At 39.6% G+C, this 18,372-nt stretch carries 14 protein-coding genes and 1 pseudogene; 13 read left to right on the top strand and 2 right to left on the bottom strand.

Annotation, left to right across the window (positions count from 1 at the left end):
• Positions 1 to 10 precede the first annotated feature (10 nt).
• Positions 11 to 1,414, top strand: a complete 1,404-nt coding sequence (locus VXN63_RS04035; protein ID WP_327756690.1) for a glycoside hydrolase family 1 protein — start codon at positions 11 to 13, stop codon at positions 1,412 to 1,414.
• 238 nt (positions 1,415 to 1,652) lie between these two features.
• Entirely contained in the window at positions 1,653 to 1,979 is a 327-nt protein-coding gene (locus VXN63_RS04030; protein ID WP_327756689.1) for an ArsR/SmtB family transcription factor, read from the top strand.
• A gap of 34 nt (positions 1,980 to 2,013) precedes the next feature.
• Here VXN63_RS04030 and VXN63_RS04025 read toward each other — a convergent pair whose 3' ends face one another.
• Positions 2,014 to 3,966 carry a heavy metal translocating P-type ATPase gene (locus VXN63_RS04025; protein WP_327756688.1) on the bottom strand — a complete coding sequence of 651 codons (1,953 nt, stop codon included), beginning with the start codon at positions 3,964 to 3,966 and terminating at the stop codon, positions 2,014 to 2,016.
• A gap of 568 nt (positions 3,967 to 4,534) precedes the next feature.
• Here VXN63_RS04025 and VXN63_RS04020 point away from each other — a divergent pair.
• The 11 genes and pseudogenes from VXN63_RS04020 to VXN63_RS03970 form a co-directional block, all read left to right on the top strand.
• Positions 4,535 to 5,392, top strand: coding sequence for a PRD domain-containing protein (locus VXN63_RS04020; RefSeq protein WP_327756687.1), 858 nt, complete (start codon positions 4,535 to 4,537; stop codon positions 5,390 to 5,392).
• A 151-nt stretch (positions 5,393 to 5,543) separates the two neighbouring features.
• On the top strand, positions 5,544 to 7,448 hold the full coding sequence (locus tag VXN63_RS04015) for a beta-glucoside-specific PTS transporter subunit IIABC (protein WP_327756686.1): 1,905 nt from the start codon (positions 5,544 to 5,546) through the stop codon (positions 7,446 to 7,448).
• 19 nt (positions 7,449 to 7,467) lie between these two features.
• Positions 7,468 to 8,901, top strand: a complete 1,434-nt coding sequence (locus VXN63_RS04010; RefSeq protein WP_327756685.1) for a glycoside hydrolase family 1 protein — start codon at positions 7,468 to 7,470, stop codon at positions 8,899 to 8,901.
• 1,004 nt (positions 8,902 to 9,905) lie between these two features.
• Positions 9,906 to 10,985, top strand: coding sequence for an extracellular solute-binding protein (locus VXN63_RS04005; RefSeq protein ID WP_327756684.1), 1,080 nt, complete (start codon positions 9,906 to 9,908; stop codon positions 10,983 to 10,985).
• A gap of 80 nt (positions 10,986 to 11,065) precedes the next feature.
• Positions 11,066 to 12,088, top strand: a complete 1,023-nt coding sequence (locus VXN63_RS04000; RefSeq protein WP_327756683.1) for an ABC transporter ATP-binding protein — start codon at positions 11,066 to 11,068, stop codon at positions 12,086 to 12,088.
• Between the two features lies 1 nt (position 12,089).
• Positions 12,090 to 13,886, top strand: coding sequence for an ABC transporter permease (locus VXN63_RS03995; RefSeq protein ID WP_327756682.1), 1,797 nt, complete (start codon positions 12,090 to 12,092; stop codon positions 13,884 to 13,886).
• On the top strand, positions 13,883 to 14,746 hold the full coding sequence (locus tag VXN63_RS03990; protein ID WP_327756681.1) for a glycerophosphodiester phosphodiesterase family protein: 864 nt from the start codon (positions 13,883 to 13,885) through the stop codon (positions 14,744 to 14,746). Before VXN63_RS03995 ends, VXN63_RS03990 begins: the two co-directional genes overlap by 4 nt.
• Positions 14,722 to 15,708: a YdcF family protein gene (locus tag VXN63_RS03985; protein ID WP_327756680.1), complete on the top strand. Its 987-nt coding sequence runs from the start codon at positions 14,722 to 14,724 to the stop codon at positions 15,706 to 15,708. The genes VXN63_RS03990 and VXN63_RS03985 overlap by 25 nt, the downstream gene beginning before the upstream one ends.
• Positions 15,709 to 15,909: 201 nt before the next feature.
• Positions 15,910 to 16,230, top strand: a complete 321-nt coding sequence (locus tag VXN63_RS03980; RefSeq protein ID WP_327756679.1) for a type II toxin-antitoxin system Phd/YefM family antitoxin — start codon at positions 15,910 to 15,912, stop codon at positions 16,228 to 16,230.
• Complete coding sequence (locus VXN63_RS03975; protein ID WP_327756678.1) at positions 16,230 to 16,550, top strand: addiction module toxin RelE; 321 nt, start codon at positions 16,230 to 16,232, stop codon at positions 16,548 to 16,550. Before VXN63_RS03980 ends, VXN63_RS03975 begins: the two co-directional genes overlap by 1 nt.
• A gap of 6 nt (positions 16,551 to 16,556) precedes the next feature.
• Positions 16,557 to 16,778 (top strand): annotated as a pseudogene (locus VXN63_RS03970) (family 1 glycosylhydrolase); the annotation flags it as partial.
• Between the two features lie 535 nt (positions 16,779 to 17,313).
• On the opposite strand, the gene galE reads toward VXN63_RS03970, so the two are convergent.
• Entirely contained in the window at positions 17,314 to 18,327 is a 1,014-nt protein-coding gene (gene galE, locus VXN63_RS03965; RefSeq protein WP_327756677.1) for a UDP-glucose 4-epimerase GalE, read from the bottom strand.
• Positions 18,328 to 18,372: the final 45 nt, after the last annotated feature.

Raw genomic sequence — 18,372 nt, 5'->3', positions numbered from 1 at the left:
GAGAGATTAGATGATTCAGAACATTCCAAAAGACTTTATATTAGGTGCAGCATCGTCCGCTTGGCAGACAGAAGGCTGGCAAGGGAAGAAAGAAGGACAGGATTCTTATCTTGATTCCTGGTACAAAGAAGAATACTTTGTCTGGCACGAAGGTTACGGTCCAGACGTCGCAACAAACTTTATGGAGAAATATCAAGAAGACATTGATCATATGCAGGAAATTGGCTTGACGCATTACCGTACGAGTATCAACTGGTCACGATTTTTTACGGATTACGAGTCATTGACGGTCGACGAAGATTATGCGAAACATATCAGCGATATGATTGATGCCTTGATTAAAGCCGGCGTCGAGCCGATGTTATGCCTAGAACATTACGAACTGCCTGCATATCTGCTAGAAACTTATGACGGGTGGAGTTCGAAGAAAGTGGTCGAATTATTCACTAACTACGCAGAGATCGCTTTTGAACGATATGCTGATCGAGTAAAGAACTGGTTTGTTTTTAATGAACCCGTTGTCGTGCAGACAAGAGTGTATCTGGATGCCATCAGATGGCCCCACGAACAAGATACAAAAAAATGGATGCAGTGGAATCATCATAAAGTACTGGCGACTGCTAAAGCCGTAGAAGTTTACCGAAAAGGAAATTATGATGGTCGTATCGGAACGATTTTGAATCCGGAAGTCACTTATGCTCGTTCATCTTCAGAAGCCGATCAAAAAGCTGCACACATCTTTGATTTATTCTTTAACCGAGTATTTTTGGATCCGGCTGTAAAGGGCGTCTATCCTGAAGAACTGATTGAACTACTCAAGAAGCATGAGATCTTGTTTGATCATGATGAAGAAGAACTCGCAATTATAAAAAGAAATACGGTGGACTATCTAGGCATCAATTTGTATTTTCCAAAACGTGTACAAGCGCCGAAACACGCTTGGAATTCAGAGACGCCTTTCCATCCAGAACAATACTATGATTCCTTTGAACTGCCCGGAAGACGCATGAATAAGTCAAGAGGATGGGAAATCTATCCAAAATTGATGTTTGATATGGCAATGCGTATCAAAGAAGAGTACAATAATATCCCTTGGCTAATCACAGAAAACGGTATGGGGATTGAACAAGAAGAACGGTTTATGGACGATAAAGGGACCGTGCAAGATGAGTACCGCATTGAATTTTTAGGAGAACATATTTCATGGCTACTGAAAGCCGTTGAGGCAGGTTCAAGCTGTGAAGGCTACATGCTTTGGGCCTTCACTGACTGCGTTTCACCAATGAATGCCTTCAAAAACCGTTATGGACTCGTTCGTATCGACATCGAAAATGATTTGAATCGCTCGATGAAACAGTCGGGTTACTGGTATAAAGAAATGATTGAAAATAGAAGGTTAGAAACAAAAGACTAAATTTGAATTAGGTTAAAAACAGCGCCTCACATCGATGTGGCGCTGTTTTTTATACTCTATAGGTTTGTGTTGCGTTCGAAAAAGAGCTCGATTAATGATGAAATGAAACGTAAAGCGGAGATGATTCAATTCTGATTCGGTCCTTGTATATTCATTTTCAGTAATAGTATAATAAGCTTACGAAAGAGAAGCGCTTGAGTCAGTAACTGCTGAAGAAGGCGTCAAAAGGAGAATGTACATGCTAGACGGCCACAACGTCGACATCGATAAAGCAATGCTGCAACCGGTTAGTCAGTTTTTCAAAACCATCAGTGATCCAACGCGTCTGTCTATTTTATTCTTACTGCAAAAGAAAGAAATGAACGTAGGAGATATCGCTGCGGCACTCGATATGCATCAGTCAGCGATATCTCATCAACTGAGTACGCTAAAAAAGAATCGACTCGTAAAGCCAAGACGCGACGGGAAAACGATTTTTTACAGTCTAGATGATGATCACGTCTTCAAAATACTCGAACAAGTCATGACGCATACAAGAGAAACAATCGATAAGGAATTAAATTGAAAAAGCCATCGAATCTCCATTCGATGGCTTTTTGTCAGCTTGTTTTAAGTGGTAATAGAAGGCGCAGACCATTTAAAATAACGAGAATTGTGCTGCCTTCATGTGCAAGGACGCCTATTCCGATATCGACTTGTCCGAGAAGATTTAATGTAACAAGTAATACCACTACGAACATGGAGAAAGCAATATTCTGCCAGACAACTCGATTCAGTTTTTTAGAAAGTTGGTGAGCGTATTGAAAACGCGTCAAGTCATTTTGCATAATAACGGCATCAGCCACATCAATTGCAATATCTGTACCGTCACCCATCGCAAATCCAATATCTGCATGAACCAATGCTGGAGCATCGTTGATTCCATCACCAACCATCACGGTTTCACCATGAGACTTCTGCAGTTCTTCAATGATTTGAGATTTATTTTCGGGTAAGACATTTCCGACAACTTCATCAATTGAAAGAAGGTTCGCAACGGCTTTACCGGTTTGTTCAGCATCTCCTGTAATCATCGTTGTATGAATGCCTTGAGCTTTCAAGTAGTCAATCACACCCGCAGCATTGTCGTTTGGGAGGTCCATCATAGCAATCAATCCAACGACTAGGTCATTTTCACTAAAGTAAACGACCGTTTTTCCAGCTTTTGCCAAGGTTTCTGTTCGGTCTTGAATCCTTTCAGGAATTTGATTAAATAAGGACGGTTTTCCGATCCGGTACTGTTTGCCGTCGCTTTGAGCAGTCAATCCTTTTCCGATTTCGTTTTGAACGGTTAATTCAGTTGTCGCACTAGTTCCTTCAGCTTTAAAGGCTTCTATAATCGCTTTAGCTAGAGGATGGTTCGCTTGTTTTTCCATTGCTAAAATGAGTTGTTTCCATTTTTTTGTTTGTTCAGTATCGGTAAAATACGTATCCGTAACGACTGGTTTTCCTTGGGTCAAAGTACCCGTTTTATCAAAGGCGACTGCTTTAGTTTTTGTCAGGTTCGACAAGTAGGATCCACCTTTGAATAATACGCCTCGTTTAGCGAGGTTCGAAATTCCGGATAAGGTTGCCGGAACGGCACTAGCTGCTAATGCACAAGGGGAGGCTGACACCAGCATAATCATTCCTCTGTAAAAACTTTCTGAGTAATCCCAATTTGAAACGAAAGGCATGAACAAAATGAAAATCGGAACAACAATCATGACAGAAACTACATAGATTGGTTCGATTCGTTTGATGGTCGTCGCTGTTTTAGAAAGATTTGACTGTGACTGATCAACCAATGCAATGATTTTGGCAAAGATTGTATCCTCACTATCTTTCGTGACTGTCATCGTGAAAGGTGCATCACCGTTGACCGTGCTACCAAATACTTCATCTCCGGCCGTTTTTTCACGTGGCATACTTTCTCCATTAATAGCGGACTCATCTATATAAACGGAACCAGAAACGATTTCACCATCGGTTGGTACTTGATCACCCGGTAAAACACGTAACTGATCTCCAATCGCTAAATCTGAAACAGACACCAGTTCCGTTTCACCGTTTTCAAGTATTCGTCTAGCTTCTGTTGGATTCATTTGCAGTAGATTCGTAATTTCTCGCTTACTTTTTCCTTCAGCATATTCTTCTAGAAAATGCGCGCCTGCGAAAATCAGTATCAGCAATGCACCTTCGTCGAACGCACCAATGATGGAAGAACCTAGAGCCGCTAGCGCCATCAAAATATGAACATTTGGATAGAATCTTTTACGTGCAATTGATTCCTTTACAGTTTTGGATATACCTTCAGCGAGTACATGATATCCAGAAGCGAGCATGGTTACTACAAAGAAAATATCCGTCAGAACTGCGCTGAAAGAACCGAGGAGCGCAATCAAATAGACGATTAATCCAAACAGATAAAATAGGACTGGAGAGCGACCATGATCTTCATGAGATGGAGATTGCAGTTCACTTTTAATAGCCGGTCTTTTCGGGTTGATTGTACTAGAATGTGGATTGTGCATGAGAATCATCCTTTTCTAAAATTTGTTGGTAGAGTAAGTGATGTTAATCAAATGAATACTCACTCATATGTATAGTTGGATTATACATGAATGCTCATTCATTTGTCAAAAGAAATTATGGTATTTAAAAAAGGTTTAAGAAACAGACGATTAATGAAAAATCGGAACGCAAAACCCATTGATTTAAGAAACAACCGGTAAGGAATCTTATAAAACGCAAGGTATGCTCAAAGCGTTATTCAAATGCGAAAGATCTATGATTTGATCGTTTACAAAGAAAGCTTTTGAAAGTATTAAGGATTTACTGAAGTGTCCGATAATACTATAGAAGAATTCAAGCACGAAGAAGTTAAGCGTTTCAGCCAGAATTCACATAATCTAATACGAATATGAGCAAAATAGACCAAAGAAGGTTTACAGCGCTTTTATCTCATGTTATATTTATTTAAGTGAGTTAATTGAAGGATTGTTACTGATTCGATCAGGCATTACCTAAATCTGAAATCACCGGTAGGTACCGATGTGTTCAATTTGGGTTATTTTTTTGTTCAAAATGAGGAGGGTACCTGTGGAATTTTTGAAAAAATTCAATAATAACGTTGCATTAGTTCTAGATTCAACAGGAATCGAATGGATCGTCATTGGAAAAGGCATTGGATTCGGGGCTATTAAAGGCGAACCAGTCGACGAAGAGATGATTGACCGACGCTTTATTGCAGAACCTACTCATGGCCAAATCGATTTGTTGCAAACGATTGCGAGTATGGATCCAGAGATTATTGATGTCGTATCGGACGTTACAAAAGAAGCAGAAACTTACTTAGAGATCACATTTAGTACACGGAATTACATCACTTTAGCAGATCATTTAAACTACGCTTTAAAACGAACCCAAGAAAGCGCAGAATACACTGAAAATCTGCGTTGGGAAGTTAAAAAACTCTATCCTAAAGAATATCAGGCAGCGCTAAAAGCCATCGAAACCATCAATAAACGACTAAACATCACCTTACCTAAAAGCGAAGAAACCTTTATTACGTATCATTTTGTAAACGCACAAAATGACGAAGGGAAATTAGAGAACACGGTTAAAATGACGAAGCTCATCAATCGAATCCTTGAAGTCATTAAATATCACTTCCAGGTTGAACTAGATGAAGATTCACTCAACTATGTTCGTTTCCTAACGCACTTAAGGTATTTCATCATAAGACAGACCCACGGAGAAGCGATGCATCACGAAGGTATCGACAAGACGGTCATCGAAGCGGTCAAGGCGACGTATCAACGTGCCTATGAAGCTGCTGAAAAAGTTTCAACACTCTTAAACAAGCAAGAAGGCTGGGAATTGTCTTCTGACGAAATGCTTTACTTAACGCTGCATATCTTCCGAGTGACCAATAGAATCGATAAAGAAAACACTTAAGGATTGTCACTGATTCGATCAGGCATTACCAAATGTTTTCTTATATATAGGCTTATTTCCTGTATATAAGAAAATATTTGGTATTTTTTTTACCAGTATTTTACCCTCACTGCAGCGAACTGCAGTAAAAACCATTAACAGGAGGAAACAAATGAGTTCAAACAAAGAAATCGCTCAAAAAGTTCTCGAACTTACAGGCGGAAAAGAAAATGTCAACAATGTTTGGCATTGCGTTACACGTCTACGCTTTAACTTGAATGATAAGGACCAAGTTAAACTAGATGAAATCAAAGATGTAGACGGCGTCATGGGCGCACAATTTTCAGGAGACCAATTCCAGGTCATCGTTGGAAACCGTGTGTCAGATGTCTACGAAGAATTAGAAAAAGAATTGGGTGGCGCGTCTTCAAATGAGCCAACAGAAGCGAACAACAACGAAGGCATCGTTTCTAAATTAATGGACGTGGTTTCTGGAATCTTCTCACCAATCTTACCAGCACTTGCCGGTACGGGATTACTTAAAGGATTCTTAGCACTATTTGTAGCAGTAGGCTTAATGTCAGACACAAGCGATATTTATCAGATCTTATTCTTAATTTCAGACATTGTTTTTTATTTCTTACCATTCTTACTAGCAGTATCAGCAGCGAAGAAATTCAAAACAAGCGAGTTCTTGGCATTAACCGTTGCGGGTGGATTAATGTACCCGACAATTCTGAATGCAGCTGGAACAGATGCAACACCCTTAAGCTTATTTGGCTTAATTGATCTTCCAAACATCAATTACAGTTCATCTGTAGTGCCAATTATTTTAGGTGTATGGTTACTTTCTTATATTGATAGATGGGTCCGTTCTTGGATGCCAAACGTCATTTCAATGATGTTTAGTCCATTAGTTTCCCTTGTAATCACGATTCCTATTACACTTGTGGTGCTTGGACCCCTTGGAACGTATATTGGTAATGCCCTATCCGGTGGGGTTAACTGGTTATTCATGAACACTGGACCATTTGCAGGATTGATTCTTGGTGGAACGATGTCACTACTGATCATGACCGGAATGCATTATGCATTCTTACCTCTTGTGGTAGAAAACTTAGCTACTCTTGGATTTGATACGACCATTATTCCCGTTATGTTAATGGCCAACCTTGCGCAAGCTGGTTCAGCATTAGCAGTAGCTTTCAAGTCAAAAGATAAAAATATGAAACAATTAGCAACGTCATCTGGAGTCTCTGCTTCATTTGGGGTTACAGAGCCAGCAATGTACGGGGTTAACTTGAAACTGAAAAAACCATTTTATGCAGCAATGGCTGGTGGTGGATTAGGTGGAGCCTTTGTTGTCTTTATGTCGGTTCGTGCTTACGGTACTGGAGTCCCTGGCCTTCCAATGATTCCTGTATTCATCGATTCACAAGATGCATGGAACGTGATTTATCTATTAATCGGTATTGTTATTGCGTTCGTTACAGCGTTCGTACTAACGCTTGTTCTAGGTTTCGAAGAAACGATTACTGCACCAGTTAAAGCAGCAGCTGTAGAAAATAAACCAGAAGAAAAAGCAACAGCAGTTGTAGAAGCAAATAATGAAAACAAAAAACCATCTGATATTTTCGCAACTGTAACAGGTCAAATCGTTCCCCTTAAAGATGTTCCAGACGAAACATTTGCTGGAGAAATCATGGGTAAAGGGATTGCGATCAAACCTACAAACAACCAATTCGTTGCACCAGTAGCTGGAGAAATCACAGTATTTCCAAGTTCTCATCACGCTATCGGTATCAAAGCAGATAGTGGTGTAGAAGTACTGATTCACATCGGTATCGATACTGTCGAGTTGAAAGGGAAACACTTTTCACCTAAAATGGCAGTAGGAGATCGCGTTGAAGTTGGAGATCTTCTTGTCGTAGCGGATGTTGCTGCAATCGAAGAAGCTGGTTACAACACAGCAACAATGGTCATCATCACCAACACATTTGACTATCTTGATGTTGTACCAATCAACAACGAAGGCGAAATCTTCGAAAAAGAACAACTGCTTTCAGTTATATCTTAAATTGGAGAGGAAGAAGTACATGAGTTTCAACACAGACAAAATCACTGGCTTCAAAGAAGGATTCCTATGGGGCGGCGCAGCAGCGGCAAACCAATTCGAGGGTGCTTTCGATAAAGATGGTAAAGGCTTATCTGTACAGGATGTCACACCAAATGGCGGATTCGGAGAAATCACTGACGGTCCTACAGAAGACAACATGAAACTAGTCGGAATCGACTTCTACAACCGCTACAAAGAAGATATCAAATTATTTGCGGAAATGGGTTTCAAAACATTCCGTACATCAATCGCTTGGACACGTATCTTCCCTAATGGAGATGAAAGTGAACCAAACGAAGCGGGTCTGAAATTCTATGATGACTTGTTTGATGAATTAAATAAACACGGCATTGAGCCACTAATTACCTTATCACACTACGAAACACCACTACACCTTTCAAAAGAGTATGATGGATGGGTTAACCGTAAGATGATTGGATTCTACGAAAACTATGTTCGTACAGTCTTCAACCGCTATAAAGGCAAAGTTAAATACTGGTTGACATTCAATGAAATCAACTCAGTATTGCACGCTCCTTTCATGAGTGGAGGCATTTCAACATCGCCTGAGGAACTTTCAGAAAAAGACTTGTTCCAAGCGGTTCACCACGAGTTAGTGGCTAGTGCTTTGGCTACAAAAATTGGACACGAAATCATGCCCGAAGCTGAAATTGGTTGTATGGTTCTGGCTATGCCAACATATCCATTAACTTCAAATCCAGATGATGTCATTGCAGTTATGGAATCTGAAAGAAAGAACTATTTCTTCTCTGACGTTCACGTACGCGGGGAGTATCCTGGATACATGAAACGCTACTTCGCTGATAACAACATCGAATTAGATGTAACAGATGAAGACTTAGAATTACTAAAAAATACGGTTGATTTCATTTCATTCAGCTACTACATGAGCTCAACAGACACTGCGGATCAAAGTAAAAAAGTTAAAGGCGAAGGAAATATCCTTGGCGGCGTGCACAATCCGTACCTTGAAGCTTCAGAATGGGGCTGGCAAATCGATCCTAAAGGTCTTCGTATCGTATTGAACGACTTCTGGGATAGATACCAATTACCATTATTCATCGTTGAAAATGGACTTGGTGCTAAAGACGAATTGATCACCGACGAAAACGGCAATAAAACCGTTAACGATGATTACCGCATCAAATACTTGAACGACCACTTAGTTCAAGTTAAAGAAGCCGTTAAAGATGGCGTAGACGTTATGGGTTACACAACTTGGGGCTGTATCGACTTAGTCAGTGCATCAACTGCACAACTCGCTAAACGTTACGGATTCATCTATGTAGACCGCCACGACGACGGATCTGGCTCACTAGACCGCTACAAAAAGAAAAGTTTCAACTGGTATAAAGAAGTGATCGAAACAAACGGCGAAAGCTTAAAAGCTTAAACCTATAGTCAAATAAAGACCGAGTACGCGAAGCCTAGGCCAAGCATACTCGGTCTTTTTGCGTCTAGCGGACTATGTTCGGTCTGAAAGTTGAGGATGAGGAAAATGAGGTTGAGCCTAGTATGAAGCCAGTGGAACGCAATTTTCTTCTCAAGGAGTAAAAGCCAAGCAAGAGGGAATGAAAGAGCAAGATAGTCCCTCTCAAGGAGTCAGAACCTGGCGAGAGGGAATGAAACAGTGAGATAGTCCCTCTTAGGGAGTCAGAGCTTGGTGAGAGGGAATGAAAGAGCAAGATAGTCCCTCTCAGGGAGTCAGAGCTTGGTGAGAAGGAATGAAACAGAGAGATAGTCCCTCTCAGGGAGTCAGAGCTAGGTGAGAGGGAATGAAACAGTGAGATAGTCCCTCTTAGGGAGTCAGAGCGTGGTGAGAGGGAATGAAAGAGCAAGATAGTCCCTCTCAGGGAGTCAGAGCTTGGTGAGAGGGAATGAAAGAGCAAGATAGTCCCTCTCAGGGAGTCAAAGCTTGGCGAGAGGGAATGAAACAGTGAGATAGTCCCTCTCAGGGAGTCAGAGCTTGGTGAGAGGGAATGAAACAGTGAGATAGTCCCTCTGAGGGAGTCAGAGCTTGGTGAGAGTGACTGACAGAGCAAGATAGTCCCTCTCAGGGAGTCAGAGCGTGGTGAGAGGGAATGAAACAGTGAGATAGTCCCTCTCAGGGAGTCAGAGCACAACGAGAAGGAATGAAACAGTGAGATAGTCCCTCTCAGGAAGTCAGAACGCAACGAGAGTCACTATCTGCTCAAACATAGACTACATAAAAGGATTAGATCAAGAGTAAGTGCAAGTTCAGCGGAAAAGAGCATTAAAAAAGGACTATTATATTACCAGTTCAAACGATCTTTTACATAAATCCTACAGTTCTTTACACAAATCAAACATCAAGTCAGTAAAGAATCTGTTACGATAAACGAAGCAAGGATTTGAGAAGAAAAGGAGAATGAATACGTGAATAAGAAATGGTTACTTACATTAATGTCAGCAACATCCGTACTAACCTTAGCAGCTTGTGCTTCCGGTGAAGGATCAGATGCTTCCATGTCACCAGAAAATGATTCAGATGAAAGTGGAAAAGTGCTAGTCTATTCAAACTCTCTAGCTGATGGTAGACAAGAATGGATCGATGAGAAAGCAACCGAAGCTGGATTCGACATGCAGTACGTTGAAGCAGGCGGTGGAGAAATCTTTAACCGATTACTTGCAGAATCCAGTTCACCTCAAGCTGATGTCGCTTTTGGAATGGACGAAGCGATGTTTTTCCAATTAAATAGTGAAGAACTACTCGTACAATATGAACCGAGTTGGATCAGTGAAATTCCTACAGAAACGAATATTGGAGATCAATACTTCCATCCTCTAGTAGAACAGAGAATTTTCATGATGTATAATCCAGAATTCGTTGAAGGTGACGATATACCAGAAAACTGGCAAGACTTAGGAAAAAACGAAGCATTACAAAATAAATACCGTATCCCTGAGAACCTTACAAGTGGTACAAATCAGAAATCGATCTTAAGCATCCTTCTCCAATATGTAGATGAAAGTGGAGACCTCGGAATCGCTCAAGAAGGCTGGGACGAAGTAGAAACATTCCTGGCAAATGGATACGCAACACCCGAGAGCGAAGATCAACTTCAAAACTTTTCTGACGGAACGGTACCGGTCACATTTTATTTCTCAGGCGGTTTAGGCAATGCAGAAGAAGAATACGACTTCACTGGAGTACCAGTAAATCCAGAACAAGGCGTCGTTACGATGCGTGAACAAATCGGTATTTTGGACAAAGGAGACGACCACGATTATTCAAAAGCAGAAGAATTTGTGGATTGGTTCGGAAGTGCGGAAATGCAAACAGCTTTCATAGAAGAATTCGGTGGATTACCAGTTAATGAGGTAGCCGCAGAAAATGCTTCAGAACGTTTACTTGAAATTGCAGATACAACTACGCCAATGGACATTGACTGGAACTTCGTACAGGAGAACTTGAACAGCTGGATGGAAAAAGTTGAATTAGAGTTAATGCCATAACAGAAGATAACGTATAGGTAAAAAGCGGAATAGCTTCTATTTCGCTTTTTATCCATTTTAAGGGATGAGGAGACCGCAACATGATTGAAATCAAGAATTTGCAAGTTAAATATGATGACTTTATCGCAGTAGACGACGTTCATTTCAAAGTAGAAGAAGGAGAATTCTTCACATTATTAGGACCATCGGGTTGTGGGAAAACGACTACGCTCAGAACAATCGCTGGGTTCATCCAGCCTTCAGAAGGAAGTATCGACATTCGAGGCAAAAATATTTTGAAAGTGCCTGTTGAAAAAAGAGATCTTGGAATGATATTTCAGTCATACGCTTTATTCCCAACGATGACCGTTTATGACAATATCGCTTATGGGCTTAAAATAGATAAACAAAGCAAAAGTCAGATTCAAGAGCGGGTACAGGAATTAGCGACCCTCGTAGAGTTGAATACAGAACAGTTGCAAAAAAACGTCTCGGACCTTTCTGGTGGACAACAGCAACGTGTAGCAATTGCTAGAGCCTTGGCGAAAAAGCCAAAAGTTGTACTATTCGATGAACCTTTATCCAATCTGGATGCAAAACTAAGAAAACAATTACGTGCAGAATTGAAAAGGATTCAACGAGAAACAGGGATGACCGCAATCTACGTTACCCACGATCAAGATGAAGCACTAGAGATTTCTGATCATATTGCAGTCTTCAACAATGGAAAAATCGATCAAATCGGTACACCTAGAGAAATTTACGACCAATCTTCTACGGAGTTTGTCTGTAAGTTTATCGGCGATGCCAATTATCTGGATACTTCTCTGATAGAACATATTAATAGACACTTGGATACGAATCAATTTGATCTGAAAAAAAGACACTATATTCGTGAAGAAAAGATTAAACTCTGGGCATCAAATACGGATCAAATGATACCGATGGATGTGCAGGTTTTGGATGAGTTTTTCTATGGAACCTTTACAACTTATGTATGCAAGTTTCAAGAGACTACGCTTAGGATCATTGTAAAAGAAGATGGTAATATGCAAATCGATCCAGTTATGAAATGGACCGTTTATATCGATCCTACAGATATTTTAGAATACGAGGTGAGCTAAAATGAAAGCAACGATGAGTATGCCGAAAAAAGAACTGAATAGAGATACAACGATTTTTTCAAAAATTCCGTTTTATCTATTTTGTCTATTCATTCTGTGGTTTGTATTGACCTTTTTGTTGTTGCCGAATTTTAATGTGTTAAGAGATATTTTCTGGGTAGATGGACAATTAAGTTTATCTGCTTTTCAGAGATTATCCAGTTCAAGTAGAGCGATACAATCAATCTTGAATTCTTTCTTGTTAGCTTTTGTATTGGTTTTTACCGTAAACATCGTTGGTACATTTATTGTACTGGTAACAGAATACTTTGAAGTAAAAGGAGCAAAATTCCTGAGAATCGGCTTCATGTCGACTTTTGTCTTTAGCGGGATGGTTTTAAACAATGGTTATCTGTATGTTTATGGACAGAACGGCATTATAACCAAACTTTTAACAGGTGTCTTTCCCAATTTGACGCCAGGTTGGTTCACTGGTTTTCCAGCTGTTTTATTCGTGATGACTTTTGCCTGTACGACAAACCATATGTTGTTCTTAAGAAATGGCGTAAAAGGGTTGGATAATAACACCATTGAGGCTGCGAAAAACCTCGGAAGTAGCCAGTGGCAAGTTCTTAAAGATATCGTTTTTCCAACACTCTTTCCCATTATGATCACTTTGGTGATCATGTCTTTCCAACTTGGATTGAGTGCTATGGCAGCGCCGATAATGGTTGGCGGTAAATTTGAGACGATTTCTCCAATGATCTTAAATTTCACTCAAAGACCACAATCAAGAGATTTAGCAGCGTTACTTTCCCTCATTTTAGGTGCCGCACAAGTTGTCTTACTGATTGTGATGACAAGAAATGAGAAAAAAGGGAACTATATGTCCATCTCTAAAACAAAAACGCGTGTGACGAAGCAGAAGATTAGTAATCCGATTGCCAACACGATTGTACACGCCATATCTTATATCCTTTGTTTTATTTACTTACTACCGCTTGTTTTAGTGATTTTATTTTCATTCATGAATTTACAAGGTATTTCTCGTTCCGTATTGTCACTTGAATATTTCACGCTAGAAAATTATCGACAAATACTCTTCAATCGCAATAGTTTCGGGCCAATGTTGACGAGTATCGGGTACGCTGGTATAGCAGCCGCTTTGGCCGTTTTGTTTATGATTCTAGTTGCGAGACTAGTTATGAAGAATAGGAAAAAGAAAATTGCAGAACTAACAGAATATCTGTTTTATATCCCATGGTTGTTGCCATCACTGATGATTGCGCTCGGTTTAATTTTATCTTATGGTGCACCATCACCGCTGCTCTTTGGTCAAAGTGTGATCGGCAGTTTATGGATCCTACCGCTAACCTATATGATCATGATGTTACCAGCGACCTTGAGATACATCAAAGGAGCCTACTATTCATTTGATGAAAACTTAGAAGATGCCTCACGCATATTAGGATCTTCATCCATTAGAACCTTTTTAAAAATTATTTTGCCGGCACTATTACCAACTGCACTGGCGCTTGTGGCATTGAACTTTAATAACTTTCTGGCCGATTATGATTTGTCGGCATTCTTGTATCATCCGGCCTATCCAACAATCGGGATTGCGATTCGGTCAAACGCAGATTCCGCAAATAACTTGAACGCAGCCGCAATCAATCTCGTGTATTCTGTCATTTTAATGGCCGTTGGAGGGGTTATGTTCTACCTGATTTACGGTAGAGGATCAAAAATCGGTGAAAAAAGAAAGAAAACAGTCAAAGCGAAAGGACTGTTAGAAAAACCAAAAGGTGAGAACACATGAGTCAGAACCCCTTTTTGAGAGCTAGACATACCGAACCATTTCTGATCATGGCGCATAGAGGATTCTGGGGCGGGAACATAATAGAAAATTCGATTGAATCAAGTTACCTGGGATACAAAGCCGGTGCAGATATTGTGGAAGTCGATATTTGCAAAACCGCTGATGACGTATATTATTTATTTCATAATAACGCCGAACCAAAGTTATTATCCCGAACCGAAGACTTTGGGCAACTGACCTCAACAGAAATCGACAGCATTATTTTGAATAATAGTCTAGGAACAAAGTCCGGCTATAAGCTCAACAAACTGACGGACTTTCTAGATTGGCTACCTGAGGGTAAATTGGTTAATCTAGACCGATCATGGCATTACTGGACGGATCCTGATTTTTTCACAATTTTAAAACAATCAGACAAGCAAGAACAAATCGTTTTGAAATCCCCTGTTCAAGCCAGTTTCCTAGACCAACTCGTAATGCAAAACGACCAGTGGCAGTATATACCGATTGTGAGTGACCGTCAAGAGATAGAATTGGTGCAGTCGTACAGAGACATTCACACAATCGGTGTAGAGTTCGTGATGAGTAGTATGGAGTCAACGCTATTAGACGAAGCCTATGTTCAGCAACTACATGATGAGCATTTACTGATTGTTGCCAATGCAGAAAACTTGGGTATATCATTCAATTTATTTGGTGGTTTAACAGACGATCAAGCTTTATTTGACGACAAGATCTGGGAAAAGTTTTTAAAAGCAGGTGTAGATATCATCCAGACAGACTGGACTAATTTTCTTTCGGATTACCGTGAAAAAGTCAGAAAGCAGGTGGAAACATGCTCGTCGATCAATTCGATTTAAAACCTTATAGTGGAGGAACGGATCCAGCGAAGTTGATTCCCAGAATGGGAGACAGTTATAAACACATTGAGGCTTTCAATGATAGTATAGACTTGATTAACTGTTGGAAAGTGCATGAAGGATTCCATAAACTAGACGAAGTTGCAGAAAGTAAAGAGTTACGTATTCTAGCAACATTGCTTAAAGGAGAAGTGCTTGCGGTTCTCGAGTTCAATAAACTCGCTTTAGACTGCTTTAAGGCTGTTTTAGAAGAAGAGGAAGCGTCTCTTTATGCGTTATATATGACGCTCGTTCAACTCTATTTGCTGAATGCTTCTCACCAGGAAATCAAACGCTATTCAGACAAGCTTAGTAGACATGCACCGATCTTATTTGATCGGTTAGATGAAAAGTTACAGTTCATCGAGCAGACGTATACTGAGTTTGATTTATCAAACGATCATCAAGCGCTAGACTTAATTTGTGTATTTGGGTTGTTATTGAATGAAGACGGAACAATCCCAACGCAACTTGAAAATCGATTAAAAAAAACACTCGAGCTCGCAAAAAGGAATCCGAAGGCACCAATCTTACTGAGTGGTGCCGCAGTGCATAACAAATACGGTGAAGCAGAAAGAATGAAAGCATATCTTGTAGATGCGGGAGTAGAAAGTTCAAGACTAGTAGCCTGTAACTATGCAAAAGATACAGTGGGGAATGTCATAGAATTTAGAGATTATACTAAAGAGGGAAGGTATAAATCTATTGCAGCTGTAAGTTCAATTGATCATATCCCAAGAGCTTGGATGACACTTGTGAGTATACTAGAGAAGACTCGATATTCAGCTCAAGTTTATCGTTATGCTACAGAAGAAGAACCAAACGAAGATGCAAGAGAAAAAGAATGTCGGCTCGCTTACCATACAGTACTTCGAGCGGCAGGGTTATTTACTAAAGATGAAGTCGAAAAAATTGAACAATAATTACAGAAAAGATTGCTGACCTTACATTCTATAGGTATGCGATCTTTTAACTGTTCTCGAAATTTTAAAGTCAAATTAATGGAATCAAGAATAGGCTGAAAAGCGTGAAATAAAAGTACTTAAAAAGGTACTGAATTAAGTATTGAATCTAGGTGTTTTATGTTATACTATTTATGAATAAAGTATATAAGGAGTGAAAATATGCTTAAGACTATTGGAAATACTAAATCTATAACGCAAACTAAAAGTGAATTATCAAAAATTATTAAAGATGTAAATGAAACCAGAGAACCAACCTTCATTCTAAATCATAATACTCCAGAAGCTGTAATAATGAGTAATCGAGACTACACGGAAATGGTAGAAAAGTTTCATGTTATGGAAGAAAAACTTTTTTATAGCCATTTAAAGAATAGGGTTGAAGAAGGTCCTATTGAACTGATTGATTCTAAAAACGTTATCGAAAAATCTGATGATGAGAACCCATTCGCTCTTTTATCTGAAGAAGAATTGTTCGACTAGTGAATAAAATTGTTTTCTGGAAAGAAGCTGCTAAGGAATATAAGAATATGGATGGAAATTCAAAACAGTGGGTCAATATAGCTATAGAAAGACTAGAGCTTAAAGGATCCTCAATTGGGAAATTATTAGGAAACACTCAATACGCAAAGTTATCAGGTTTCAAAGAATTAAAGAATCAAAAATTAGGTTTAAGAATGATCTACAAAGCAACTGACGAAGGACAAATTGAGGTCATTGAAATCATTGTGATTGGAAAAAGAGAAGACGCTAAAGTTTTCAAAGAAGCTGAAAAACGTAGAGTTAAAAGAATTGAAAAATAATCAAAAGATGATTACCGCATCAACTAGTTGAACGATCATTTAGCACAAGTTAAAGAAGCCGCAAACGTTATGAGTTACGCAACAAAAGCACAACTCACTAAATGTTACGGATTCATCTACGAAGATCGTCACGACGACGGATCTGGCTCACTAAACCGCTACAAAAAGAAAATTTTCAACTGGTACAAAGAAGTTATCGAAACAAACGGCGAAAGCTTAAAAGCATAAGCCAATAGTCAAATAAAGACCGAGTACGCAAATCATCTGGCCAAGCATACTCGGTTTTTTTGCGTCTTATGGAAAGTGTCCGGTCTGGAGGTTGATGATTGATAATGGGGATGAGCCTAGTATTCGCCTCGTGGAATGCAAAATTAGGCTATTATTGTAACTCAATCAGATGCAACCACCGAGTGATAAGAATAACCCTCATATTATTGAGACTCAGTTTGTTGAAATCACCAAGTTAAAAGAATAATCCAAATATTGTTGTAACTCACGAAGACGAGCCCATCGAGTCCCAACATTAGTGCCCATATTGTTGAGACTCAAGAAGATACAATCAATGAGTACTAAGAATAGCCAAAGAGTATCGAAAGGAGGAACGCCTAGTGTTCCTTACCGCTGAGAGATTGAGAAAAAGGATTGCCAATAGGAAAAAAATAAGATATTAAAGTAATTAAAGAAGCTGAGAAACGAAGAGTTAAACGAATTAAAAGATAACTAAAATGAAAAGGACGAAGCACTCGGCTTCGTCCTTTTCATTTTATGCATACCCATTTGGGTTGTTTTTTTGCCAGTTCCAAGAATCACGACACATGTCTTCAAGGCCCAGTTCGGCAGCCCAGTTCAGTTTCTCGTGTGCTTTTGTAGAGTCCGCATAACTTGTTGCAATGTCTCCAGGACGACGGTCAACGATTTCGTAAGGTACCTCGACGTCGTTCGCTGTTTCAAAGGCTTTCACCACATCCAGAACAGAGTAGCCAACACCAGTACCTAGGTTGTAAGCTTCTGCTCCACCAACAGATTCAAGTACGCTTTCTACAGCGCGGATATGACCTTTTGCCAAGTCTTTAACGTGGATGTAATCTCTAACACCAGTACCGTCTTTGGTATCATAATCATTTCCAAAAACGGCTAATTTTTCGCGTTTACCAACAGCGACTTGAGTGATATAAGGCATCAAATTATTTGGAATATCATTAGGATCTTCACCGATACGACCAGATTCGTGGGCGCCGATTGGATTGAAGTAACGTAGTAGTGCCGCACTCCAAGAAGGATCAGCCGCTACTTGATCTTGGATAAATTGTTCGATAAATAATTTAGTTGTTCCGTAAGGATTCGTTGTTGAAAGAGGCATATCCTCAGTAAATGGTGCTTTGTTGTTCATACCATAAACGGTTGCACTTGAGCTGAACACAATATTTTTGACGTTATAGTCATTCATCAGTTCCATCAAAACGATTGAGCTGAGTAAATTGTTGTGATAATACTTCAATGGTTCAGCTACGGATTCGCCAACAGCCTTGTAACCAGCGAAATGAATTACCGCCTCAAGGTCATGTTGTTCGAAAATTTTTGCGAGTGCTTGTTTATCAGAAACATCTGCTTCATGGAACACAAAGTCTTTTCCAGAAAGTTCCTTGATTCGATTCAAAACTTCTGGTTTTGAATTAGAAAAATCATCAACAATGACCACTTCATGATTTTCATTCAATAACTCAATAACTGTGTGAGAACCAATGTATCCCGCACCGCCTGTAACTAATATAGCCATATTATCGCTCCTTCATTTGTATATAGCAGTATGATAAAAGGAATC

Source organism: Marinilactibacillus sp. XAAS-LB27, assembly GCF_036039175.1.
Taxonomy (GTDB): domain Bacteria; phylum Bacillota; class Bacilli; order Lactobacillales; family Carnobacteriaceae_A; genus Marinilactibacillus.
This window is presented reverse-complemented; position numbering and strand designations above follow the sequence as displayed.